The following is a 23,919-nucleotide window of genomic DNA, read 5'->3' as shown; positions in this document are numbered from 1 at the left end:
CCGCCCCGCTGTACGTAGTAACGAGGCGGCCCTGATTAGTGGTCAGATTTGGAAATCTCCTCTTTGGAGACCTCTAACGAACGCACTCCACTCCACCCTGGGGAAGGTCAGAACTGCGGAAGCCGGATTCACTGAGTCACGTAGTGCTGTCCCACCGGGAAGTTCGGCGACCTCGACACAGGCCTCGCGGCCACCGCTGTAGCTGCTCTTCCACCAACTGCTCTTATCAAGCACTCGATTCACTCTTCTAGGGTCTTGATGGTTTCTTCGACAAGATTCAGAGATAGTTGCGGGCTAAGTGCCGCTGATTGAGCCCGACTCAACATGGAGTTGAAAACCCTGAGATCATCATCCTCCTCCAGGTACATAGTCAGCGTAGGGGTATCCACGTAGGCCAGGCTGGCATCCATCGGGTCGGGAAAGTCCATTATCGTGAAGCTGCCACTAGTCGCCGCATGAGCGCCTGCGGTGAACGGTAGGACGTAGATATCGACATTGTGACGAGCAGCCATGTGCGTCAAGTGCCTGAGCTGAGTGACCATTACGTTGGATGATCCCACGATCCTCTTAAGGGCTGCCTCGTCGATGACGGCGGTGTAGTCCGGCGGATCGATCTTGTTCAAGATCGACTGTCGCGCGATTCGTGCCTCGACGAGCCTACGGATCTCGACTTCCTCACGAAGCTTGTAGTCGCGGAAGACCGCTTCGGCGTAGTCCGGTGTCTGTAGCAGACCCGGAAGCACCTGCGCCTCGTAAGCACGGATCGCTGAGGCTTCAGCCTCGAAGTCTGGTAGCCCACCAGGAAACGCGTCCTTGTACTTCGACCACCAGCCCCGCTCCTTGGCCAGCCGCGCACATTCGTGCAGCGCCTCACGCTCAGCAGAGTCGCGCACTTCGTACAGGTCGAGGAGGAGATCCAGCTCAGCAGCTGGCAGGCGCTTCTGCTCCCCGCTCTCGATCTTGGAGATCTTCTGCTGCGGCCACCCCAGCGCCGCACCGGCCTTCGATGCCGTCAACTTCTTACGTTCGCGGTACGCGCGCAGCTGCGCGGACAGCCGACGACGCCGAACACTAGGGCTGTAGCTCCTCTGCATGCGACGCAGTGTAGACGCCTCCCGAGAATTCCGGGTAACACTGAATTTCTCTTGATGTTCAGTGTCACCCGGAATATTATCAAAGTGACTAGCGACACCCTGAGCGTCGCAGATCAAGTACGGCTCTCTCAGGAGGTTTCCGCATGTCCACTCACATTTCTCCCCCGAACCACCCGCCCCCGCAGGACAACGGTCGTCACGCCTACCTCACCCGTCTCCTCGCCGCCCTCCGGGCCCGCGGTGGGCAAGCGCTGATCGCACTTGCCGAGACGGAACACCCCGTCCTCTACGTCCGTCACCGGGGCCGGATCATCCCTGTCGTGGTCGTCCGCGATATCGCTGGTGGGTGGTGGTTCATCTGGGGCCGTTCAGGCTCCTGCGATGCCGCCGACGTGGAGATGGCCGCCGATCATCTGGTCCGGCCACCTCTCCCTCCTCATGACCGCGACCCCCACAGCGGGGTGGCGCTCCTTCCGCCCACGCGCAACGCAACGCTCCGCCCACGTCAGTCGCCTCTGGCGGGAGCAGACGCGAGCGCCGTCAGGGCGGTGGCGTAGCAATGTCCGAGTACCGACTCGGTCGGCTCACCGCTGTATCCGAGTTCAAGGAGTTCCCCGGTGAACCCGCCTACTGCCCCGACGCTCGCCGCTTCGTCCGCACCGCGCTCGCAGACCACCGGCGGGTCGTCGACGACGCCGAACTCGTCGTCTCCGAGCTGTTCGGAAACGGCTGCCGCCACACACGCAGCGGCGAAGGCGGCACCCTCGGGGTCAGCGTCAGCGCGCTCGTCACAGAGCTGACCGTGGTCTCCGTGGCCGACCAGGGGCCGACCGCCGCCGACCTGGCTGTCGGACGCCACCCTGTACCAGTTCGCAAACCCGCCGATCCCGACGCGTTCGGCTGGCGGGGAATGCACCTCGTGTCCGAACTGACCGATGACTGGGGGTACTCCCCCAACGAGGACGGCGGTCTGACCGTATGGGCCGTCTTCGAATCCCCACACCTCTCCATGGCTCGCCTCACCGGCTGACGCCACACCCCCGCCATCACCACCCCCTCCCCCTCTTCCACCGGAGAACCGGCGCGCCGCCCTGTGCCGAGCGTCGACCGCCCCGTCACCTCCTCGCTCGCACAAGTCCGCTTGAGAATGACGCGTACCCCGCCTGTCCACAGCCCTTCCGCTTCAGAGGCGAATCCAGGTGGCTGCTGAAATACTGACTTCCACGCAGATCCAGGTGCCCCGCTCCCTGCGACCTGCCCAGCAGTCAGCGACCGCTCCCTAAGCTCACGCCACCCTCACGCCCACCCCCTTCTCCGGAGCCGCGCACGTGACGGGCAAGGAACTGTGTCCCGCCGATCACCGGGACAAAGAGATCAAAGCAGTCCTCAAGCAGCTGGTGAACGAAGGCTGGACACTACGGAAGGAGGGCCACTGGGGTCGCCTGTACTGTCCTTCATCATGCGGATGCCTCTGCATCCAGGTCCCCGGTACACCGAAGAACCCGGGGCGCGCCGCTCGCCGCATTGCCCGAGAGGCACGCCTCTGCCCACTACCCCCAGAAGATCCACGGCGAAGCCTGACGGGATTTCATGAGTGACCCCACACTCTCCCCATACAAGGGGAAGCCTGTGGAGAATTCGTGCCCGGCCAGCTCAGCGCTTCCACGCGCAGTACTGTGAGAGGCCCCGCGTTACGTTGACGTTTGTCAACGGCGTTTGTCAGACTGGCCGCACGCGGAAGTCTGCTGTCCGAGTAGATGGACGCCCCGGGAAAGGCAGCGATCGATGCCCGAGTACGAGTTCACCTTCGTTGTGGACGGGACCGACCTCGATGACGACGCCCTCCAGGTCCTCACCGACGATTTGGACGCGCTCTTTTCCCGATTTCACGGCGTCCTCCGTATGTCCGTAGCCGCAGAAGGGCCGAATGCGGTCGCCGCCGCGGCGGAGGTCTTCGCTCATGTGCGGATGCACGCGGGGCGCGTCCGCCTTGTTCGGCTGGATCGGGACCTCGTCGGAGTCGCCGACATCGCCGAGCGTACGGGGCGGACTCGCCAGAACGTCACCCAGTGGATCCGCGGCGAACGACGTAACTCCGAAGGAGCAGCGTTCCCACGCCCGGAGGGCGCGGTGGGGCGCTCGCTCGTCTGGCTGTGGTCCGAGGTGAACGAGTGGCTCCGCGGTATCGGCCTCGATGACGGCGAGAATCACCCGACCCGATCGGAGATGACGGATATCGACTACCGACTGCAGCAGTGGAACCCCAACAACTTCCCCTACCGCCGTTCGTTCCCTTCCAGTGGGACCAGGTCCGACAGCGAACGACACCCATGGATCCGGTACGTCGGGCTGGAGGAAACGCCGAGTCCGTGAACCGGCAACCGTCCTCTCCATGCCCCGGTGCCCCTCCGGCACTGCCGACAGGGCGGGTTGGCAGCAACGCATGGGCGGTTCGGGATACCGTCGGCATGTGAGCTCCGACAGTAACGCGTACCTGATGGTGATCGGCGACCGTGAGGCACTGGCTTGGGTGCTCTCCACCCGGCAGACGGCCTTTCCAGCGGGAAGGCGAGGCCAAGTCGCCCAGCTGACGGCGGGCGACGAGCTGTTCGTCTACACCACCCGGGGCTGCTTCCGGAATCCGTCCCGCGACCGAGGTCGCGTCATCGCCAGTGCCACCGTCACCGGGCCGGTCGTTCAGGACGACGATCCCGTTCGCTTCGGGGAACGCAGCTTCCCGCTGCGTTGTCCACTGGCCATCACCCACCTCGCACCGTTCGGGACCGGGCTGGAACTCGGCGAGCACCTCAACGCCCTCGAACTCTTTCCCGACCCCCGGTGGTGGAGCATCCGCCTCCGCCGCCCACCCGTACCAATCGGCGAACACGACCGACGCTACATCGCCGACCGCCTCCGCACCCTCGTCCGTCCGATCGATGAATCGCTCGACGACTACGTCCGACTCGGCTCCCCCGCGCAGGCACAGGGACCATCGGCCTGACCTCCACCACCGCGCTTTTATTTTCGTTCGCCGACGGACTTCGCGCTTGCAGGCGGCGACGTCCCGTGGTTCCTTCATTGCATCGCCAATCCGGCCGGTTTCGGCCACATCGTCTGGGTCGATCCTATAGACCAATTGCGCTAGCCTTCCGACATCCCATGATCCTCGAATGAAAAGGCGCGCGTGTACGACGGACACCACAGCGAAGATTCCCTGTTCGCCTCGTCCAATGTTCAACGGATCGACCACGCGCCCTACATCAGGACGGTCTACACAGCCGCTGCCGCACACCCCCGGCTCCGCCTCGGCACACCCGAAATCAACAGTGACGCCGTAACCCGGTCAGCGCACATCGAGCTGCACAGCTCCATTTCCGGGCGCTGGGACGGACGTCTCACCTCAGCTGCTCTGGAGTGGGACGATCGGCAGGGCTGGAGAATTCTCGCGACTACGCAGGACGGGCCGCTGACGACCTTCACTTACCCCGGTGGCGTCGTTCCTTTCCCATCAGCCCTCCTGAAGTGGGCAGCCGGCCAGTTGAAGCGCGGACCTGAACCAGCGGGCCAGTCCTCCCCGGACGAACTGTTCACCTTTCAGGAGTCACCCGGTTATATCGCGGTCGATCCCGAGCATGTTGAACAGGAGCTCGCCACTTATGCGAACTACCGCCCTGGCCAGGCGGACGCGTCGGTAACCGTCAGCACACCCCTGGCCGCCCCGCCCACGGACAAGCCCAAGCCGCTCAACGTCGCCGTCACCGACATCACTAATGTGATGCGTGATCACCTGATGAACAATGCCGAGCGGTTCAAAGGGCTCGGCTATGTCGGTGAATTCTCCATCCTCCGCGGTACCTGGGCCAAGGGCGACCGCCTCTGCGTCTTCATCGACCGAGACTCCGACGACCGGAGAAGCCGTGTCGCAGGCCTGGGGATCGCATGCACGTCCGGGAACGCCGGAGACTACGAGAAGCGGCTGACCATTTCGCACTTCGTCGCCGTCTCCTCCCTCATCTCAGTCACGGAGCTTAAGCAGCAGCTTGGGCGATATGGTGATGCCCTGGACGAGAACGGCCACCTCAGTCACGCCCGTGGGCGTCGCCTCCTCGACGCTCTCGCGAGCAAGTCGGATGACCTGGCGAACTGTATCGACGAGCTTAAGGAACTGCTGAACGTCGAACACCCCTCCACCGAAGACCGACCGGTCCGCCCCTACGAGAAGGACGCCGTGGGGGTGCTCTTCGAGGCCTTCGACATCGACAGGGAGATTCTGCTCGACTGGCGCCCCTCTCCAGACTCCAAGAACTTTCTTGACGAGCTTCCCCATCACGACATCAGCCCCCAGGAAAGGCAGCTCATCGCCTACGACAAGGACATCTTCCTCGGCTGGTTCAGCGAAAGAACGGACAGCCTGGCCTGGGGCCTCTTCCGCAACCGCTACAAGACGCGCAGCCTTCTCGTGGCCAACGTGGACAGCTCGCCCACCGAAGCAAAGGCGGGCGTCGACCTCATCTACTACAACCCGAAGGAAAACAGCTTCGTCATGCTCCAGTACAAGATGCTGAAGCCTTCAGGGGATGGCCTCGTCAGTAGCGTCGACGAGAGGTTCCTGGACCAGGTCGAACGAATGCGTGAGGTCGATGAGGCGTTCGCCGACTCCACGCCTGGCCACCCCGAGATTCGGCTCGTCGACACACCATGCTTCGTCAAGCTCTGCGAGCCCCAGACACGCATGGTGAACTCGACCGATCTGATCCGGGGGATGTATCTGTCGCGGGAGCACTTCGAAATCGTTCACTCGTCCCCTGAGGCTGTGGGGCCCAACGGAGGAAAACGTGTGGGCCCTCAGGTCGCACGACGCTACCTCACCAATACCGAGTTCTCGTTCCTCCTGGCCAATGGTTGGATCGGCAGCCGGGGCACCGGAACGGACAAGCTCTCCGAGGAGCTGCGGCGCACACTGAATGCCGGTCGATCGCTCGTCTTCGGGGTACACCTGGACGGCATGGGACGCACCAACTTCAGCGATGGCATCCCCCGGTAGCGCCCTGGTTCAGAGGGCAGGAGCATTCACCGCTCTATCTGGAACGTCTCGGCCCTGAGCTCGCGGCGGTTGTCACGGGTCTCGAAGGTTCCGTCAACGACCACCGGCGTTGAGGTCCGGTGCGCTTCCAGGGCAACCTGGTAAGCGTTCGACCCCGCCTGGACCCAGATGGTGCGCCTGCGCTCTTTGCCCCCCATGGTGAGGACACCCTCGATCCGCACCGATCCGGGTTCGAACGGCGAGTGCCGCTTGACCGCGATGACGGTCCCGCGCATGCGTGCGGGGCCGCCTTGCTCGATCTCACGGAGCCGGTCGGCGGCCTTCCCAAGGATGCGGGGGCTCGCCGCGCTGAAAGGGATATCGTCCGATATTGCGTCAGGCGGAGCGGACAGGCCGCGCGCCCAGGAGAACCCGATGCTGAATCCGCGGTCTTTCTCGTGTCCGCCGAACCTCACCAGCGCTTCGCAGAGACGCGACGTCACCCCCGCGTCCGCGGAGTCATCGAAGCCAGCGAGGTCGCCGTCGGTCTCCTCCGCCTGCTGAACCGCCTGGCTCGCGGCGTGGATGGCCGCATTCATCCGTGCGACGACCTGGCGTTCCACCGGTACGGCGGAGTCCTCGACCAGGCACGCCCGCCCCTTCTCCGGTGATCGGAGCGGCACTTGCGCTACGAGAACGTAGCTTCCCGCCACCGAGGGCCCGAGGCGGACCGACTGGAGGAACTTGGTGATCTGTCCGCTGCGCCGTGCCCCGGCGGTCGACCCCTCAGGGTCGAGAACCGGCCGCGCGGCGGCGTCGAACGCCTTGGTGACTCCTTCGATGGCCGCGGCCCCGGAAAGGAGCGGAATGGTGCCCGACGGTGTTCCGGGGTGGGTGTGGAACCGCTGCACGTCCACCATGGGTTCGGTGACATCGTGTAGGACTTCGGGCAGCGGGCGGCCCTCGACAGCCGCCAGAGTCCGCACTACACGGGCGACCAGGTCGACGTCGTCGTCGTAGACGACCTCCAGCGGCAGGAGCATCTTGCCCGTATCGACCGCGCTCCACACAGAGGCGCCGCGCCAATCCTCCGCATGCCGTGTCCACCCGGTGGCCTCCAGGTAGTCGGCGACCAGGCGTGGGTCGAGCGACGCCACACGCGTGTACAACCGCTCGTTCAGGGAATCCGCCGCGCTCACAGCGCCTCCGCCTTCCTCTGGCCAGGGACGTCTACCGCGACAAGTTCACGTAGGACAGAGGCCGTAAGCAAGTTCTCCTTCGGGATCTCCAGCTTCGTCCGCCTCCTGCTGGACGGTTCTTCGAACCTCTCATGGCCAACGAGCGAGATCCAGTATCCGGCGTGGGCCAGCCGCAGGCAGTCGTGCCCAGCCTCCGTGTAGAGCTCCGGGTCGCTGGGGACCGTCACCACGAAAAGGAAGCGTGGCACGCGGAAGTTGTCTCCGGCGAGCATGTTGAACTGCTTCTCGGTGAGGCCGTTGTAGTGCCAGTGGGAGTCTGAGCCAACCGGTTGCGACCACGACTTGACCTGAACACGGATTTCAGGAAAATCCCATCCACCGGCGCTTCCGAGCAGGCCAACGATGAGGTCGACACCCGAGTGATCGAGTTCGATCTTGCTGACCTGGAGACCGGCCGCCGCTGCAAGAGCCCGGACGAAGTACTCGCCGTACCACCCTTGGACATCTTGCTTGCTGATCCCCAGGGTTCTCTCCTCACCGGTATCAACGCGAAAAAGCGTGTGGCAGGGGCAACGTTAGACACTCTGCGCGACGCGCTCAAGTCGGTGGTCACCGATATGCTCTGGCCCGCCCTCATCACAGACGGTACGGAGAACAACGCGGTGCTGCCCCAGAACAAGAAGATCAGGGAAACAGTCACACGTGCCGTAATGCACGTCCTCGCCGACCTCCCCGATGGCGAAGGATTACACCGGACGGAGCTCTGGAACCGCGCCCAGGAGCGGCATCCCCGCCCCGAAGAGGATTGGGAGACGCACGTCAATGACAAAACGGGACCGTTCGGCCACGTGTTGTGGCGCACCTCTGAACTGGTGAGTATCGGATGGCTGAGCAAGGACGGGAACGGCACTTGGCGTCTGACGGGTGCCGGACGGTGGGCTTTGCGGGAGTTCCCTGATCTTGAACGCTGGGTGCTGGAAGTCGACCGGCGCTATAAGAGGTGGAAGGCCACGCGCGGCCGACTCGAACAGGCGAAACGGATGCTCTCGTCACTACCGGCGGACTCCTGGGTCTCCGTGGACGACCTCACCGCGCAGACCGGAACCTCACCAGGGGAACTCGTCCAGCACATCTGCGGCACCCGCCCCGAAGGCTGGCACCGCCTCCGCGAGGACAGCGGAGCGCCACCGAAAGACGCCCACTTCACGCAGAGCGAGCGGGCGCTCGTCGATGAGTTGGTCGCGGCCGACCAGCTCGTCGGCCCTGAAGGTGCCATCCTGCACGACAAGCGCCTCGACCAGGCAGATGCGATGCGCTACTTCGCGGATGCCGCCGACCCTGATGAGGCCGACGACGATGAGCAGTCCAAGCGCCGCGCATGGCTCATCCGTGGCTCCAACGTGCAAGGGCAGAACCTCGTTCACTCGCTGTGGCTGCCCCATGGGGTATGTTCCCTCGCCGCCAGCCGACTGCGTGATCTCCCGGTCGGCAGTAATCGCGAGACGATCGAGGCGGCCGTCAGGCGCGACTACGCCCACGCCAGCGGCAATGAGCGGTCCGCGTTGGCCCTGGAGTTCCACGCGTTCCTCAGCCGCATTCGCCCCAACGACATCGTGCTCACCAACGTCGGGACGGACGTCTATATCGGCACTATCGACGGCCCGGCCAGCTTCACCTCCAGCAGTGGGAATCGGGCCAACCTGCAACGCTCCGTGGCCTGGCACAACTACGTTGACAACCCACTCGACTACGCCGACGACCTGCCCGCCGAGGCGGCGACGCGTCTGGCCAACCCCGACGCCTCGCTGATCGAGCTCACCGAGTTCGTCGGCGCGCTGGAACAGCTTCTCGGCGAGGAGCCGGAGCAACCCGTGACCGCCCGCGGCTTTTCCCTGCCCGACCCCGACGCAGCGCTCGCGGACAAACTCCACTTCAAGCTCGGCTGGCTACGGGACTGTGTCGAACTGCTGCGTGTCCAACCACAGCTGGTCTTCTACGGACCTCCCGGCACGGGCAAGACCCACACGGCCCAGGTCCTGGCGGAGCACCTCGTCGGAGGCAAACCCGAGAACGTCCAGCTGGTTCAGTTTCACCCCGCCTACTCTTACGAGGACTTCTTCGAAGGGTTCCGCCCCCGCCCTGCGGTAGACGGTCGCGGCGCGACCTTCGAACTCACCCCCGGCCCACTGCGCCGAATCGCCGATGCCGCTCGGAAGCACCCCGACGAGCCGTTCGTGCTGATCGTTGACGAGCTGAATCGCGGCAACCTGGCCAAAATCTTCGGCGAGCTGTACTTTCTGCTGGAATACCGGGGCAAGTCGGTGAATCTGCTGTACGGCTCCGATGGCGGGCTCGGCTTCAGCCTCCCTCCGAATCTCGTCATCCCCGCCACGATGAACACCGCCGACCGCTCCATCGCCCTGGTCGACGCGGCGATGCGTCGTCGGTTCTGGTTCATGGAGATGTACCCCGACACAGAACCTGTCGCCGGGCTACTCAGCCGATGGCTCAAGGCGGAGGGTCACCCGGACGATGCCGCGCTGCTGATCGACGAACTCAACAGCAGGATCGCGGACCGCGACTTCCGAGTGGGCCCCTCCTACCTCATCAGCGATACCGTCCAAATGCCCAGAGGGCTCGAACGCGTATGGCAGCACCAGATCCTCCCCTTGCTGGTCGAGCATCATTACGGGGTCGGAACGGATGTCAACGCCAGGTATGGCTTGGGCGTTCTGCGTGAGCATCTGGGGCTGGGTGAAGCCGTGGCCGGTGCGGAGGGGACCGGAGGTGAGGAGTGAACGCTGGCACGGACGGCCCCTCGTTCCCCATCGCACTGACCGAATACTCCTCCACGTCCGGGGTTTCCTTGAGCGAGCGCCAATCCACCGCCCTCGAAGCGACCGGGATGGTCACGATGAGCCGCGGTCACAATGGCCTGTGGACTCTGAAGGCCAACAAGGAACTCGCCGGAGCCGTCGTGGTCAGTCACGGAGACGAGGCCGTGGAACTCCGGATCGAACCGAAGCTGCCCATCCGCCGGCTGATGTTCCTCATCGGCTATGCCCAGCGAGGGGTGATGTGGAACGACGACCTCGACAACGAGCTCACCGATGCGGGAGAACACGACGGGCTGCTTCCCGCGATGGCCCTTGCCTTCGCGCGGATGGCCGACGGTGCGCTCGCCCAGGGGGTGATGCTCGGATACCGCACCGTGGAAGAGGCCTTGCCGGTTGTGCGTGGGCGCGTTCGCGAGTCAGCGCAGATTCGTGGACGGTACGGGGCGATGCTTCCCGTCGAGGTCGGCTACGCCGACTACACGGTGGACATCGCGGAGAACCAGATTCTTCTTGCCGCGACCCACCGGATCCTGCATATCCCTGGGCTCCCCACGTCGACCAGAGCGCTCTTGCGTCGGGTGAGGGCGCGCCTGAACGGCGTCACCTTGACGAGGCACAAGGACCCGCTCCCCGACTGGCATCCCAGCCGACTCAACACGCGCTATCAGGCAGCTCTCCGGCTCGGTGAACTGGTGCTACGGGACAGCTCCTACGAGCCATTCCACGGGGATGGGATCAGGGTTGAAGGCGTGATGCTGCGCATGTGGCAGATCTTCGAGGACTTTGTAGCGAATGCGGTGACCGATGCCCTGCGTCCACGCGGCGGCCACTGCGCTTCCCAGGACGAGCACTACCTGGACCAGTCCAGGAGCCTGGAGCTGAGAGCCGACCTCGTCTACTACGAGAGCTCGTTCTCGGGAACTCGTCGCCCGGCCGGGGTGGTCGACGCCAAGTACAAGTTCGCGAAGGACGACAGTCCCGAACGCGACGTTCTCTACCAGATGCTCGCCTATTGCACCGTGCTGAACCTGAGCGAGGGCCACCTCATCTATGCTGCCGGTCCCAAGGCGACGAAGAAGCGGCCAGCTCGTCGTGGGGCACGGTCTCACGTACACCGCCTGAACGGGCCCTCACAGATCGCCATCCACCACCACATCCTCGATCTCGACCAGTCATGCGCAACTGAACGGGGGCATGTGGCCGCGCAGAATGGACGGCTTCCCCACTGGTCCGCCATGGGCGGTGCCCAATAGCGTCACCTCTCCATAGGGGATTTCCCTAATCCCACGACGTGGGCTCGGTCTCCACGACCGACCATGAATCCTGAGAGGACGACGGCGCCAGGGGCGACGTACATCCCGATCTCGTTCGCACCATCGTTGGCATAGGCCGACGATTCTTCCTCAAGGTCGATCGTCGTGTCCTCTTCTCCGTCCCAGGAAGACACGACCGCGAGCGGGTCTTCTTCCCTTCTCCCATAGTTCTGCGCGGGCGCTCCACTGATCACTCCGACGGCTGCCTCGGGCAGTGCGACCACCTGTCCGACCTCGACCTTTTCGGCGTTGTAGAACCAGCTGTCCCAGCCGCTCCCAGGGTCGATCAGAGCCTCCCGGCTCCTGCCACTTCCTGGAAACTCCTGCCGGTAGCTGATAACGCTCCGCTCGTTCTTCGCCCCGGCCCACAGCAAGGACCGCTCGTCCCCCGCGCGGACCTCGTTGAGGTCCGGTTCTGGCTTGTCCAACACCGACGCACGACCGCCCGGGAGTCCCTTCTCGATCACCGATCCGTCGAAGGGCGAGAAGGCCACGGCTTCGAGCCCATCGGAGTCTTTTCCGACGGCGTAGCGGGCGATGGCGAGCGCACCATCAGGCGCGACGTCCAGACTCCGCAGGTCCGGCGGTGATTCCCGCGTCCACGCGTCATCTCCCGTCTCGGCATCGAGCCCGACCAGGCGATCGAACTCGCCACCCGAGGGCCGCCTACAGTTTTCTACGAGCAGGATGCGGTTTTCCGTGGCGACCAGTCCGGTCCACGCACTCAACGGAGTGCGAGGCATTACCAGCGTGCAGTCAGAGTCGGGCAACCACGTCCACAGATCCTTTCCAGTGAGGAGGTCCCGGCCCTTCACCGATCCCTCCGAGCCCCGGGGCGGCACGGTGACGAGGGTAGATCCCGTCAGGTGGAGGTTCGGCAGCGAGGCCACGTCCTCCACCGCTCCACTACTGAGATCGGACGATTCGTCAACATAGTCCGCGACGATCTCGCCTGTCGCACTGTCCATCACGACAAAGCGTTCGAGCAGGCTTCCGTCGAGCTGAGGGGACGGGAAGGCGACCAGCACCAAGGTGCCGTCGGGAGTAACCGCGACGCGCGCGACTGGGTTGGGCAGGCGAAACCGCCAGCGCTCCTCGCCGACGCTGGTGTCAAGCGAGAAAACTCCGCTGTCGTCAGCAACCACGACGCCGGTCGATGTCGGGATGACGTCCGTGTCCTCATCAGACCCCTCCTCGGGGTGCACCCACACCCATGACACAGCCCGCACTGTCTCGGGAATACTGGGCGCTGTGAAGGGATCGGCCGTCGTATGGTCCACGCCAGTGCGAGCGGTATCCGTCGCTGCGAGCCCCGCGAGAAGAACGAGTGCGAGCGTTGAGCTGACGGCTGCGGGAACAGTCAGCCGGAACGGACGCACGGCCGCAGGTCGTCCCGCATATACGGCCACCAGAGCTCCGGCAGCGATCGCCGCCGTACCGAGGTTCTGGAGCACAGCGGCAAGGTCGGCTGCGGTCGCGGCCTGGCCGAGCCGCGCGCCGAAATAGTCGGCGGGAAAGTCACGGTAGGTCAGGATGGCGGCGAGGGAGGCGGTGGCCGTTACCAGGGCCCGTACCGGGCCAGTGTGGCGGGAAGCAACGGCGGTGGTTGCCGGGGATCTCCCTGCAGAGAGCCCCAAATCGGTCGTCCACGCCACACCCCACAGGGCAAGGGACGCCCACAACGCCCACCACACAGGATCGCCGTCATGCGTACCCGGCGTTCCCATCATGTCAGCGACGGCAAGCAGTACGACCCCGGCCAGCGGTGCCTCCAAGCCGATCCACGCAGCGAGGTGCTGCTTACGCGAAGTCTCCAGGGTCGGTGATGACATCACAAGGCCACCCCCACAGCAGAGTCCGACGATGGGGTGTGGGGCTCCGATACCCGACCACCTTCCGACGAGGCCAAGATTCTGGCGGTACCTGACGAATCGCTTCGCTCAGTTGCTCGATCACGTTGCGAGACGGGCTCGCCCGCCTGCCTCGTCGGCGCGATGAGACTCGCAGCGGCCGCCACCGCAGCGGCCGAAATGACAAGGAGCACACCCATGGCCACACCCGCGATGGCGGTCCGGAGCGGGCGGGGACACGGCTTGCTCTCGGCACAGACGAGAAGCATTGTGCCGACACCCACAGCACACAAACTCGCCCAAGTAACCGCGAGAAACGGATCAGGCGAGTAGCTAGAGGTCTCGTCAGTGGTCGAAACGAATGTGGTCTCGGGAAAATAGATGCAGGCCGCCAGAAACGTAACCACTGTCGAGCTAACCAATACCAGCGTGTACATGTTCTGCCCTTGACCCGTGTGAGGCAGGTCGTCTTCGAGCCGCCGGTGCAGAGCGGCCTCCGACACAACGGCGGCGATACCGATCGCCCAGATCCAGCCCCCGTTGGTATCGCGCCAGTACTCGTCAGCCTCGACGACAAGCGCCGCGACCCTCGTCACGACCGCGAGTAATCCTCCGGCGATGGCGAGCGCGACTCCTACCCACGCAAGCATCCCGATGAGGCTCCACCGACGAGCCTCTGTCACGCCATCCACCTGCTTCCCAAGCTTCCCAAGGGCATCAGGGCGAGTAACTGCGGCGTTCGGCACGATCCGAAGCGTTCATGCCGCAAGCATCACCAAAAATCGAACACAAAAGGGAAAAGGTAGCAGTTTCCCCCGGGACCGATCCGATCCGCGCAGGGAGCTACGCCATCCGCAGCTGGTCGCGCAGCCTCTTCGCGACCTGCGCCATGACCGCCTCGGCTCCCGGTTGGTTGATCGCCGGGACGCGCGATTCCGTGAGGACGGCGACGCCGAAGGTCTGGCCGTCGGCGTGTTCGACGACGCCGGCCTCGTGGCGGAGGTTGAGCAGCGTCCCCGTCTTCGATGACCACTTGGACGCGTCGGAGGTGAAGTCGGGGGCGAGGCGGTGGCGCAGCACGTTCTCGCCCATGAGCATGCGCACGCGCTCGGCGACCTCGGCGGGGATGGCGGAGGGGGTCCACAGCGCCTGCAGCAGGTCGACGAACGAGCGCGCGGAGCCGGAGTTCGCGCGGGTGACGTCGAGTTGGGCGATGTGGTGTCCGCGCCCGGCCGTTCCCGCCCCGATGGCCAGGGAGTGGGCGAGGTGGACGTCGCCAGGGTCGAAGCGTTCGGCCGGCGTCTCGACGAGGTCCTGCATCATGTGCCGGACGGTGATGCCCGCGAGGCCGAGGGACCGCAGGATCTTCGCCACCTGGTCGGGAGGGGTGAGGTCGAACAGCGTGTCCGCGGCCGTACTGTCACTCATCGACGTACTGAGGTAGAGCAGGTCGTCGATGGCGATCTCGACCGGATGCCGGAACTTCATGAGCCCCATGGGCCCCGGAACGGAGCTGCGGCCGGGCTCCACCAGGAGGCGCGCGGAGCCGTCGAGTTCGCCCGTTCTCATGCGTTCAAGGGTCGCGATGGCGAGCGGGACCTTGACGAGCGAGGCGATCGGGAACTCGACGTCGGGCTCGATACCGATCTCCGCGCCGGAGTGCAGGTCGCGGACGAGGAACGAGCCGGACAGTCCGCCGTCGTCCAGCTCGGAGCGCAGGGCCCGGAGGAGGTGTTCGGCGCTCACGCCGCCACCTCGCCATCGGTCGCGGCGCCCAGGCAGCGGGCGACGGCCCGCCACAGGTGGGTGCGGAGCTGGTCGGCCTTCTCGCCATCGCTGGCGACGATGTCGAAGCTGCGGGTGAGGCGGACCTCCCCGATCGGACGCCAGTCCAGCTCCAGCTCGTGGGCCTGCCGGTGCGAGGCCAGGACGAAATCGGCCGAGCCGAGCACATCCGCGACGGCGCGCGTGAGCGACGGCGCGACGGCGACCTGTGCGGGCTGGAGGCCGACGGCGTCGCGGACGCGCATCAGGCGGTCGCGGATCTGGGGGATGTCGTCCTCAGGCTGGATCCAGATACGGCGCCTGCCCGACGACCACGCCGCGCGGCCGACACGCAGGGTCTCGACGAAAATGGCATCGGCGCTGGGTTCGGCCGCGCTCGCCAGGCCGAGTGGCACCGACCACCGGCCCTCGCCCTCCGGAACATCGGCGATGGCGGCGCGCACCTGCTGGGTACGCAAGAGCTCCGCTCTCTCGGCGGGCGCTGCGGGGTGGAAGTCCAAGTAGACCCCCAGCTGGCGCGCCTCGCCGTCAAGGCGCGCGAGGTCCCGCGTCGAGCAGGTGTCGGGCACGGCGACGCGCAGCGGTGTGAGCTTGGCACGCTCCGCTTCGTGCTCCATTGCTTCGGCCAGCTGGACGAGGCGCTTGGCCGACGGCAGCATGTCGCGGCCGAACGGCGTGAGTGTCGCCCTGCGCGTCGAACGGTCGAACAACCGCCCGCCCAGATGCTTCTCCAGGGCCGCGATGCGGCGGCTTGCGACCGGCTGCGGGATGCGCGCGGCGGCAGCACCGAGGGTAAAGCTGCCTCTCTCGCTCACGCTCACGAAGGCCTTGCAGGCACCGACCATGTCCATGGCCGAAGAGTATGCCGTTTCGGCATGGAACTACTCATTTGTGTCTTCGACAGCATGACGGTACGCCCCGAGACTGCGTTGCGGGGCCACCCGATGAACAGGGTGGGCGCCCGTGGCCGCGCAGCGCGCTGCTCGGAGGCGACTCCGGCGGGCGGCCCGGGCGGGCTCGCGAGACTCCACAGCCCTGCGCGTGCAGCCACGCGCGCTCCAGCACAGGAGAGGACGACAGCGAACCATGCCGATCCAACTCGCCACGCGGCGGGCCGGGCTCGCGGCCCTGGCCGCACTCGCGCTTGCTCCGCTGACCGCCTGCGGGACGACCGGCGCGCCGACGGACAGCGGCGCGACCGGCTCCGCCGCGTCCGCCTCGGCCACGCCATCGACCGATCAGGCATCGCTTGACCGCGCCTTCCAGAAACTGGAAGACGAATACGACGCGCGGCTCGGCGTCTATGCGGTGGACACCGGAAGCGGCGACGCCGCCTCCTACCGCGCCGACGAGCGATTCGCCTTCGCCTCCACACACAAAGTGTTCTCGGTCGGTGCGCTGCTGCGGCAGAAGTCCCTCGACGAACTCGACGAGGTCGTCACCTACACCGAGGACGACCTCCTCGACTACGCCCCCATCACCACGAAGCACGTCGACACCGGTATGACACTTCGGGAGGTCAGCGACGCCGCGATCCGCTACAGCGACAACACCGCGGCCAATCTCCTCTTCCGTGAGCTGGGCGGACCAAGCGGTCTCGACGCCGCGCTGGAGGAGGTCGGCGACGACACCATCCACATGGACCGGACCGAACCCGACCTGGGCGACTGGGCGCCGGGCGATGACCGCGACACCAGCACCCCGCAGGCCATGGCCACCACCCTGCGGTCGTTCACCCTCGGCGACACGCTCCCGGAGGAGAAGAGGGCGTTCCTCGTCGACCTGATGAAACGGAACACCACCGGCGACGACCTCATCCGCGCGGGGGTCCCCGACGGTTGGGAGGTCGGCGACAAGACGGGCACCGCCAACTACGGCACACGCAACGACATCGCCGTCCTCTGGCCCCCGGAGGGAGACCCGATCGTCCTCGCCGTCATGTCCAGCCGCGACGAGAAGGACGCCGAACGGAGCGACGCCCTCATCGCTAAGGCCGCCGAGGTGGCCGTCGACGCTCTGACCTAGACCGCGGCGGCTGGACCCACCGGCCCGCACACGACGAAGCCCCAGGCCACGGACCGTGTCACGACCGTTGCAGCCCTGGGGCTTCGCACGGCGCGCAGGCACGGGCCCGGCTTGCCCGCCCACTTTGACGTCGACCTCGGCGGCCGAGCCGGCGGACGCGGCTCCGCGGCTCAGCCCGCCCCCGCCGCGACCCGCCGGGATCACGGTCTGTCACCGCCGTACGGGCGCCGCGGGGGCGCGGGTCGTCAGGTCGGAATGGCGCGGTCGGTGACGACGTGTTTCATGACGAGTGTGGAGTTCAGCCGCTGCACACCCGGCAGCGTGGCCAGGACATGGTCCTCCAGCTCGACATAGGAGGACAGATCTTTGGTCCGGACCCGGACCAGGTAGTCGGGGTCGCCGAACAGTCGCTGGGCTTGGAGCACATTCGGTACCGCGTTGAGCGCCTCTTCGAAACCGAGCAGCGTGTCGCGGTCCTCCTGCTTCATGGTCACAAAGACCAAGGCTTCGAAGGTGAGGCCGACCGCTTCGGGATCCACCACCGCGCGATAACCGCGAATGGTGCCGGACTGTTCGAGTTCGCGCAGACGCCGGTGGGTCGGGGACACGCTGAGGCCGATCCGATCTGCGAGGTCGGTGACCGAGAGTCTGCCGTGGGACTGCACCTCGGAGAGGATTTTTCTATCAATCGAATCCACATTAGTAGATATTACCGATGTCCCCGGCAGGCGCTGGAAAAATTGGGAATAAGTTTGGGGTTGTCTCGCGTAGCGTCGAAGGGCAGCCGATCACAGGAGATGCCACGTGAATCCGACCCTGCTCCTGGCGTACTGGGCCGTGATCTTTACACTGATCGCCATTCCCGGCCCCGACTGGGCGTTCATCGTCGCGCTCGGGTCGCGGCGCGGAAACGTACTGGCCGGCGCCGGAGGGCTCTTCGTCGGGTACAGCGCCGTGGGCGCGCTCGTCGCCGTCGGCGTCGGCGCGCTCGTCGCCCGGTCCGAACCGCTTCTCGCGCTCCTCACCGGTGCGGGCGCGGTATTCCTCGTCTACATCGGCATCGGCATCCTCCGCGGCGCTCCCTCGTCGCCGTCCCTCGAACGGCCGGAAGAGCCGCGGCGCCGCGAATCCCGGCACGGCGACCTCGTGTCCGGCGTGGCGGTCAGCATGCTCAACCCCAAGGGTCTACTGATCATGGTCGCGCTGCTGCCGCAATTCGCCGACACGACCGCGGATTGGCCGCTTCCGGCGCAACTGGCCGTGCTCGGGCTGGTCTTCGCCGCCACGTGCGGGGCCTTCTACATCGTGCTTGGATTCGCAACACGCGCCGTCCTGCGCCGCTGGGGGGCCGCGTCGAAGTGGATTTCGGCGCTCTCCGGAATCACGCTGATCGTGCTCGGCGGGGCACTCCTCGCCGAACAGGTCATCCGCTGGACATGACGCCGGTCCCCTCAACGCACCGCCGGACGCCGCACGACACGAATGGACGCCGCACAACACGAATTACAGAAAGGCCGCTCTGTTCCGGTCCGGTCCGCAACCACGGACCCTTCCGGTAGTAGCATGCTCCCGCTGGAAGAGAGGATCCGATGCCCCCCGAAGACACCCACGAAAAACTGATCACTCTGCTCGACGAACGCGGGGCCGACTACCGGGTGATCGAGCACCCTCCGGAAGGCGCCACCAAGGCCGTCAGCCGGTTGCGCGGGCACGATCCCCGGCACGCCGCGAAATGCATCATCGTGATGATCAAAACCGCCGAGAAGGAGCGGCGCTATGCCGCGGCCGTCCTTCCCGGCGACAAACGCGTCGATTTCGACCGCATGAAATCCCTCTTCCAGGGTGTCTATGCCGGGTTCGCCCCCCGCGAGGTCGCCGAGTGCCTCGCGGGGACTCCCGTCGGAACCATTCCCCCCTTCTCCTTCCACGAGGAGCTGGAGCTCATCGCCGACCCCGAGGTCTTCGAGTTCCCCGAGGTCTTCTTCAACGCCCCCCGCCTCGACCGCACCATCGCACTGCCCAGCACCGACTACAGGGCCATCGCCGAGCCCCGCATCGAGCCGATCGCCCGGGACTGACCCGGGCGCGGCAGCCAACCAGCCGCCGCGCCGGAGCGGTGCGCCGTCAGCCGAACTCGGCGAGCGTCTCCGCGACCGCCCAGTCCACCCACGGAAGCAGCAGTTCGACGTCGCGCCGGTCCACCGTCGGCCCGCCCCAGATCCGCAGGCCCGGCGGCGCCTCCCGATGCGGGGCGATGTCGTACCCCGCCCCGTTCTCCTCGATCCGGGCGCACACCCGGGCGGTGAAGGCCGCCCGCTCGCCTTCCGGGAGCCGCTCGAAGCCCGGGTCGGTGAACTTCAGGCAGATGCTCGTGGGCGACACCGTCGCCGGGTCCTCGGCCAGGAACGCCACGTGCGGGCTGGCGGCGACCCACCGCTCGACCGCTTCGAGGTTGCCCCTCGACCGGGCGATCATGGCGGGCAGGCCACCGGAGTCGGCGCACCAGTCGAGTGCGACCAGCGCGTCCTCCACCGCGAGCATCGAGGGCGTGTTGATCGGGAACCCGTCGAACACCTCCTCCAGCAGCCGACCGCCGCGGGTCAGCCGGAAGACCTTCGGCAGCGGCCACGGCGGCCGGTATTCGAGCAGGCGACGCACGGCCGCCGGGGACAGCGCGATCATGCCGTGCGCGCCCTCCCCGCCCAGCGCCTTCTGCCAGGACCAGGTCACCACGTCCAGCTTGGCCACGTCGACCTCCATCCCGAACAACGCCGACGTGGCGTCGCAGATGGTCAGTCCGGCGCGCTCGGCAGGGATCCACTCCGCGTCGGGAACCCGCACCCCGGAGGTCGTCCCGTTCCAGGCGAAGACGACGTCGCGGGCGAAGTCCACCCGCGACAGGTCGGGCAGCGCGCCGTACCGCGGCGCGCGGTGCACCCGCACGTCGGGCAGGCGCAGTTGCTCGACCACGTCGCCAAGCCAGGTGAAGCCGAAGTTCTCCCAGCAGCACACCGCCACGCCGACCGGGCCCAGCAGGTTCCACATGGCCGCCTCGAACGCGCCGGTGTCCGAAGCGGGGACGATGCCGACCCGGTACTCCGGCGGCACCCCGAGGACCCGCCTGGACTTGCGGATCACCTCGCGCAGTCGGGCCCGCCCGTGGTCGTGGCGGAACGAGCGGCCCACGAACGCGTCCTTGAGCTCGCCCGGCTCCCAGCCCGGCTTCTTGGCACAGGGCCCCGAGGAGAACCACGGCCGGGCCGGCCGGTGCGCGGGCCTGTGCGCCGACACCGCGCTCACCGCGTCAGGGCCACGTAGTGCCGGCGGTGCCCTTCGTAGGCGAAGCGTCCGTGCTGCAGCACCCGGTTGTCCAGCGCCAGCACGTCGCCGCGGCGCATGCGGACCGCGCGCGCGGTCCGCCACAGCGCCCCGCGCAGGAACGAGACCAGATCGTCGTCGATCGCGCCCCCGTCGCCGTAGGCGGTGGTCGCCGGGTACGCGTGGTCGGGCAGGTCGCCCGGGAAGTGCGGGTGGGAGCGCCAGTAGGAGCAGTGCAGCTCGGTGACCTGGTTGAACCACAATTCTTCGCCGGTCTCCGGGTGCGGGGCGAAGGCTGGGCGGGAGTAGGAGTACTGCAGGCGGTCGCCGACCCAGCGGCACCGGTACCCCAACTCCCCCAGCCGCCGCTCGACCGCGTCGCGGTCCCCGGTGCCGAAGACGTCCACCCACCCCTTCTGCCCCGCACCGGACTCCCGCGGCAGGTTCCGGTGGTACATCACCCCCCGGGCCCGGAACTCCTCCAGCACCTCGCCGGGGATGGCCTTCGCGGTCGCGCGTACGTCGTTGACGGGGACCTCACCTCCCTCGACGGCCGCGGCCGCGCAGAAGAAGAAGATGCCGCGCGGCGGGTCGGGCAGGTAGGACATCTCGTTGTGCGGCGACAGCGTGATCCGAGGGTCCTCCTCGCTGGCGTTGAGCGCGGCCCCCGCGTTGTTCTCCCGGACGGCGATGCCGCCCGTGTACCCCGCTCTGTCGTACCCGAGCCCCTCCACCAGGTGCCCGAAGTCCTCCCGGTCCGCGAGCGGGAGCCCGCGCAGCAGCACGCCGCCGTGCTCCGGCAGTGCCGCGTCGACGGCCGCCCGGACCGCCGAGGCGGACGCGGGCCCGTCCGCCTCCAGCAGCGGGATCATCTCGCCGACAGCGGGGACGGTCTCGGGGAAGCCGGGGTGCGACGACCCGGCGAGGTAGGGGCGGTCGCGGACCGCGATCCGGAAGTCGTCGCCGTTCGGGACGCGGCCGAGCGCCGCGGAAGCCGTCATGTCCGATGCCCTCTCTTCATCCGTGGTTCCTGCGGGTTCGGCGGCACCGCTCCCCGGCGCCGCCGGGACGCTACTCGGCCGGGTCTCCCTGCACCACGCACACCTCGTGGTACACGGGGGCGGCGGGATCGGCGTCGAGGATCCGTTTGGCCTCGATCGCTGTCAGCGGGCTGCGGCCCTGCGGGTCGGCGTAGAACTCGCACACGAACCCCGGCTCCTCGCCGGGGCCCCGGGACGCCTCCTCCAGGGCGGCGAAGAACCCGATGCCGGTGCACTCGCTCTGCCGCACCACGCGCGCCACCAGTTCCGTCGGCCGGTAGCCGTTCGCCCGGAAGATCCCGGACAGCGTCTCCCGGCCGACCCTGCACCCGAAGTTGAGGACGATCCGCGCGCGCGGCGCGCAGGACCGCACCTGCCGCAGCAGCGCCTCGATCAGCCCGAGGCCGACGGCGTTGTAGGGCAGGGCGTCAAAGTGCGACCAGGGGTAGTAGTGCGCGATGCGGTCGTCGACCCGACATCGTTCCTCCTCGGCGCCGCCCAGGTAGGCAGCGCAGAACCGGGCGCACCGGGTGTCGAGAGGGTCGGGGACCTGCGGAAGGCATGCCACGACGGCGTCGACCCCGCGCATCGCGGCGGCGGCCTCGCGTGTGTCGATGAGGCTGACGGCCCCCGGAACCGGCCGGAACCGGTGCGCGAGGCCGGGTGCGTCGCGCTCGACGACCCGCTGCGCCAGGAGGGGCAGACGCGGGTCCAGGTCGCTGCCGGTGACCCGGCCGGCCCCGCACCTCTCCAGCATGTGGACGATGTTCGCGCCGCTGCCGATACCGACCTCGTAGACGCTCCGGTCGGCCAGCCCGGCCCCCTCCAGCCCTTCCTGGAAGGTCCGCGTCCACGGGTCAGAGGGGTCGAAGGCGAACCCCGGCAGCGGGTCGCCGGCGTCGGATGCGTGCTTGCACGCGGGCAGCGTGGTCTCTGTTCGCATTGCGGCTCCAACGGTTGTCATTCGATCAGCAGCACATCCGCCGCCTGCCCCCGCAGGCAGTGGTCGGAGCGCATGGAGGCCGCGTATCCCCCCGCATTGATCAGGGCGACGCGGTCGCCTGGGCGCAGCCGGGGCATGCTGTGCCCGGACGCCCAGACGTCGAGTGCCTCGTTGACGTCACCGACGACGGTGTAGGTCTCCTCGCCCTCGTCCCAGCGCGGCACGGCGGCCACGGGCTCGCAGGGCATCCCGTAGAACACGGGCTCCATCGCCAGGTTGAACCCGGCGTCGAGCCCGGCGAAGAGCACGTCCCGGCGCCGTTCGACGTAGGCGACCTCGGTGAGCAGCAGGCCGGCGTCCTTGACCAGGTAGTCACCCGGTTCGACGGCCACCCGCAGGCCCAGTCCGGCGAACCGCCGCGCCACGGCCGAGGCCCAGCGGTCCAGGTCCAGGGGGCGGTCGGCGGCGGTGTGCGGCACACCGAGGCCGCCGCCGATGTTGACCTCCCGCAGGTCGGGAAAGCGGTCCAGGAGCGCCGCGGCGGCGTCCAGCGCCCGCTCCCATTCGGGGAGCTGCCCGTCGAGGTAGCCGCACCCCACATGGAAGTGGAGGCGGACGATCCGCATCCCCCACCGGGCGGCGATGTCGGACGCCTCTCCGAGGCGGTCGGGGTAGACGCCGAACTTCGTGGCCGGGGCACCGCTGTAGTTCAGCCGGTCGTCACCCTGGTAGCCGGTGCCCGCCCCGGGGTTGATGCGCAGGCCGACCTCCCGTCCCGGGCAGGCGCGGCCGAGGGCGTCCAGCGAGGCCAGCGAGTCGGGGTTGACGCGCACGCCGGGGTGGCGCGCGAGGAGGGCGATGTCCCGGCCGGTCAGCGAGGTGCCGGTGAACGAGACCGCCTCGGGCGGGAACCCGCAGGACTGGACGTGCGACAGCTCGCCGGCCGAGCAGACGTCGACGCCGCAGGCGTCGGCGGTCCGCAGGTGGGCCAGGAGCGCGGGCGAGCGGTTGGCCTTGACCGCGTAGTGGATGCGGTGGTCCAGGCCGGAGGAGGCCATGGCGTCGGACAGGCGGCGGGCGTTCTCGCGTACCCGTGCGGCTGAGAGCACGTAGGCGGGCGTGCCGACCCGGGAGGCGAGCTCATCGACGTCGGTGTCGCCCAGGTGCAGGCGGCCGTCGGCGTAACGCAGGTCGGGCCGCTGCCACCAGGGCTCCGCTCCGCCCGGCGCGGGGTCGGCGGCCGCGGCGGGCGGGGGCGCTGGCCCCAGGGCGGCGGCGGGGACGTAGCGCACGCGGTGCGCGGCCCCCCGCAGCGCGGTGGAGACGCGTTCCGGCGCGCACACCTCATCCAGGACCACGCTGAGCGGGGCGGTCCCGGCCGCGCTGGCGCTGACGGCCTGCCGGATGCGCACCGCGGCCTGGGGCGGTGTCAGCCCCCTGCAGTCGAGGGGGCTCGACGGGGTTTCCATGTTCCCACTCCCTGAGTCGTCGG

Annotated in this window: 23 protein-coding genes; 10 read left to right on the top strand and 13 right to left on the bottom strand. The window is 67.3% G+C overall.

Translation table 11 applies throughout. The features are described 5' to 3' along the window. Positions 1-42 precede the first annotated feature (42 nt). Both ABD259_RS14690 and ABD259_RS14685 read right to left on the bottom strand, forming a co-directional pair. The gene (locus ABD259_RS14690; RefSeq protein WP_344162933.1) at positions 43-234 is read right to left on the bottom strand and encodes a DUF397 domain-containing protein; all 192 of its coding nucleotides are present in this window, start codon (positions 232-234) and stop codon (positions 43-45) included. Between the two features lie 5 nt (positions 235-239). Then, a complete protein-coding gene (locus tag ABD259_RS14685) occupies positions 240-1,094 on the bottom strand; it encodes a helix-turn-helix domain-containing protein (protein WP_344162930.1) in 855 nt (284 codons plus the stop codon). 143 nt (positions 1,095-1,237) lie between these two features. Here ABD259_RS14685 and ABD259_RS14680 point away from each other — a divergent pair, with 143 nt between their 5' ends. The 5 genes from ABD259_RS14680 to ABD259_RS14660 all read left to right on the top strand — a co-directional run bounded on the left by ABD259_RS14680 (position 1,238) and on the right by ABD259_RS14660 (position 6,138). Continuing rightward, positions 1,238-1,651: a hypothetical protein gene (locus tag ABD259_RS14680; RefSeq protein WP_344162926.1), complete on the top strand. Its 414-nt coding sequence runs from the start codon at positions 1,238-1,240 to the stop codon at positions 1,649-1,651. Between the two features lie 2 nt (positions 1,652-1,653). After that, positions 1,654-2,124, top strand: coding sequence for an ATP-binding protein (locus ABD259_RS14675; protein ID WP_344102843.1), 471 nt, complete (start codon positions 1,654-1,656; stop codon positions 2,122-2,124). 755 nt (positions 2,125-2,879) lie between these two features. Then, positions 2,880-3,467, top strand: a complete 588-nt coding sequence (locus ABD259_RS14670) for a helix-turn-helix transcriptional regulator (RefSeq protein ID WP_344162923.1) — start codon at positions 2,880-2,882, stop codon at positions 3,465-3,467. Between the two features lie 97 nt (positions 3,468-3,564). Next, positions 3,565-4,095: a hypothetical protein gene (locus tag ABD259_RS14665; RefSeq protein WP_344102838.1), complete on the top strand. Its 531-nt coding sequence runs from the start codon at positions 3,565-3,567 to the stop codon at positions 4,093-4,095. A gap of 183 nt (positions 4,096-4,278) precedes the next feature. Next, entirely contained in the window at positions 4,279-6,138 is a 1,860-nt protein-coding gene (locus tag ABD259_RS14660) for a DUF6292 family protein (RefSeq protein WP_344102836.1), read from the top strand. A 26-nt stretch (positions 6,139-6,164) separates the two neighbouring features. On the opposite strand, the gene ABD259_RS14655 is transcribed toward ABD259_RS14660, so the two are convergent. After that, on the bottom strand, positions 6,165-7,316 hold the full coding sequence (locus ABD259_RS14655) for a hypothetical protein (RefSeq protein WP_344162920.1): 1,152 nt from the start codon (positions 7,314-7,316) through the stop codon (positions 6,165-6,167). Continuing rightward, positions 7,313-7,750, bottom strand: a complete 438-nt coding sequence (locus ABD259_RS14650) for a DUF4365 domain-containing protein (protein ID WP_344163173.1) — start codon at positions 7,748-7,750, stop codon at positions 7,313-7,315. Before ABD259_RS14650 ends, ABD259_RS14655 begins: the two co-directional genes overlap by 4 nt. Between ABD259_RS14650 and ABD259_RS14645 the strand changes: the two genes are divergently transcribed. Further along, positions 7,736-10,114 carry an AAA family ATPase gene (locus ABD259_RS14645; protein ID WP_344102832.1) on the top strand — a complete coding sequence of 793 codons (2,379 nt, stop codon included), beginning with the start codon at positions 7,736-7,738 and terminating at the stop codon, positions 10,112-10,114. The two genes, ABD259_RS14650 and ABD259_RS14645, sit on opposite strands and share 15 nt — an antisense overlap. Then, entirely contained in the window at positions 10,111-11,406 is a 1,296-nt protein-coding gene (locus tag ABD259_RS14640) for an McrC family protein (RefSeq protein WP_344162917.1), read from the top strand. Before ABD259_RS14645 ends, ABD259_RS14640 begins: the two co-directional genes overlap by 4 nt. 2 nt (positions 11,407-11,408) lie before the next feature. Here the strand turns inward: ABD259_RS14640 and ABD259_RS14635 are convergent, their stop codons facing one another. The 4 genes from ABD259_RS14635 to ABD259_RS14620 form a co-directional block, all read right to left on the bottom strand. After that, complete coding sequence (locus ABD259_RS14635; RefSeq protein WP_344162914.1) at positions 11,409-13,241, bottom strand: outer membrane protein assembly factor BamB family protein; 1,833 nt, start codon at positions 13,239-13,241, stop codon at positions 11,409-11,411. A gap of 56 nt (positions 13,242-13,297) precedes the next feature. After that, complete coding sequence (locus ABD259_RS14630) at positions 13,298-14,062, bottom strand: hypothetical protein (protein WP_344102825.1); 765 nt, start codon at positions 14,060-14,062, stop codon at positions 13,298-13,300. A gap of 97 nt (positions 14,063-14,159) precedes the next feature. Beyond that, a complete protein-coding gene (locus ABD259_RS14625) occupies positions 14,160-15,062 on the bottom strand; it encodes a serine hydrolase (RefSeq protein WP_344102823.1) in 903 nt (300 codons plus the stop codon). Next, positions 15,059-15,952: a LysR family transcriptional regulator gene (locus ABD259_RS14620; protein WP_344102821.1), complete on the bottom strand. Its 894-nt coding sequence runs from the start codon at positions 15,950-15,952 to the stop codon at positions 15,059-15,061. The genes ABD259_RS14625 and ABD259_RS14620 overlap by 4 nt, the downstream gene beginning before the upstream one ends. A 235-nt stretch (positions 15,953-16,187) precedes the next feature. On the opposite strand from ABD259_RS14620, the gene bla reads away from it, so the two are divergent. Then, positions 16,188-17,126, top strand: a complete 939-nt coding sequence (gene bla, locus ABD259_RS14615) for a class A beta-lactamase (protein ID WP_344162911.1) — start codon at positions 16,188-16,190, stop codon at positions 17,124-17,126. A gap of 245 nt (positions 17,127-17,371) precedes the next feature. Here bla and ABD259_RS14610 read toward each other — a convergent pair whose 3' ends face one another. Continuing rightward, complete coding sequence (locus tag ABD259_RS14610; protein WP_344102817.1) at positions 17,372-17,824, bottom strand: Lrp/AsnC family transcriptional regulator; 453 nt, start codon at positions 17,822-17,824, stop codon at positions 17,372-17,374. A gap of 106 nt (positions 17,825-17,930) precedes the next feature. Between ABD259_RS14610 and ABD259_RS14605 the strand changes: the two genes are divergently transcribed. Beyond that, complete coding sequence (locus ABD259_RS14605) at positions 17,931-18,566, top strand: LysE family translocator (RefSeq protein ID WP_344102815.1); 636 nt, start codon at positions 17,931-17,933, stop codon at positions 18,564-18,566. Positions 18,567-18,715: 149 nt separating this feature from the next. Then, on the top strand, positions 18,716-19,204 hold the full coding sequence (locus ABD259_RS14600; protein WP_344162908.1) for a YbaK/EbsC family protein: 489 nt from the start codon (positions 18,716-18,718) through the stop codon (positions 19,202-19,204). 46 nt (positions 19,205-19,250) lie between these two features. Here the strand turns inward: ABD259_RS14600 and ABD259_RS14595 are convergent, their stop codons facing one another. From ABD259_RS14595 to ABD259_RS14580, 4 genes are all read right to left on the bottom strand, one after another. Next, on the bottom strand, positions 19,251-20,417 hold the full coding sequence (locus tag ABD259_RS14595; RefSeq protein ID WP_344102811.1) for a phosphoserine transaminase: 1,167 nt from the start codon (positions 20,415-20,417) through the stop codon (positions 19,251-19,253). 5 nt (positions 20,418-20,422) lie between these two features. Then, entirely contained in the window at positions 20,423-21,445 is a 1,023-nt protein-coding gene (locus ABD259_RS14590; RefSeq protein WP_344102809.1) for a TauD/TfdA family dioxygenase, read from the bottom strand. A 70-nt stretch (positions 21,446-21,515) separates the two neighbouring features. After that, positions 21,516-22,427 (bottom strand): class I SAM-dependent methyltransferase, encoded by a 912-nt coding sequence (locus ABD259_RS14585; protein WP_344102806.1) that lies wholly within the window; start codon positions 22,425-22,427, stop codon positions 21,516-21,518. Between the two features lie 17 nt (positions 22,428-22,444). Then, entirely contained in the window at positions 22,445-23,896 is a 1,452-nt protein-coding gene (locus ABD259_RS14580) for a diaminopimelate decarboxylase (RefSeq protein WP_344102803.1), read from the bottom strand. Between the last annotated feature and the right edge of the window lie 23 nt (positions 23,897-23,919).

Origin of the sequence: Nocardiopsis rhodophaea, from assembly GCF_039530945.1 — a bacterium.
GTDB classification, from domain to species: Bacteria; Actinomycetota; Actinomycetes; order Streptosporangiales; family Streptosporangiaceae; genus Nocardiopsis_C; species Nocardiopsis_C rhodophaea.
Note: the sequence above shows the minus strand (reverse complement) of the source record. Positions and strands in the feature narration are given on the sequence as shown.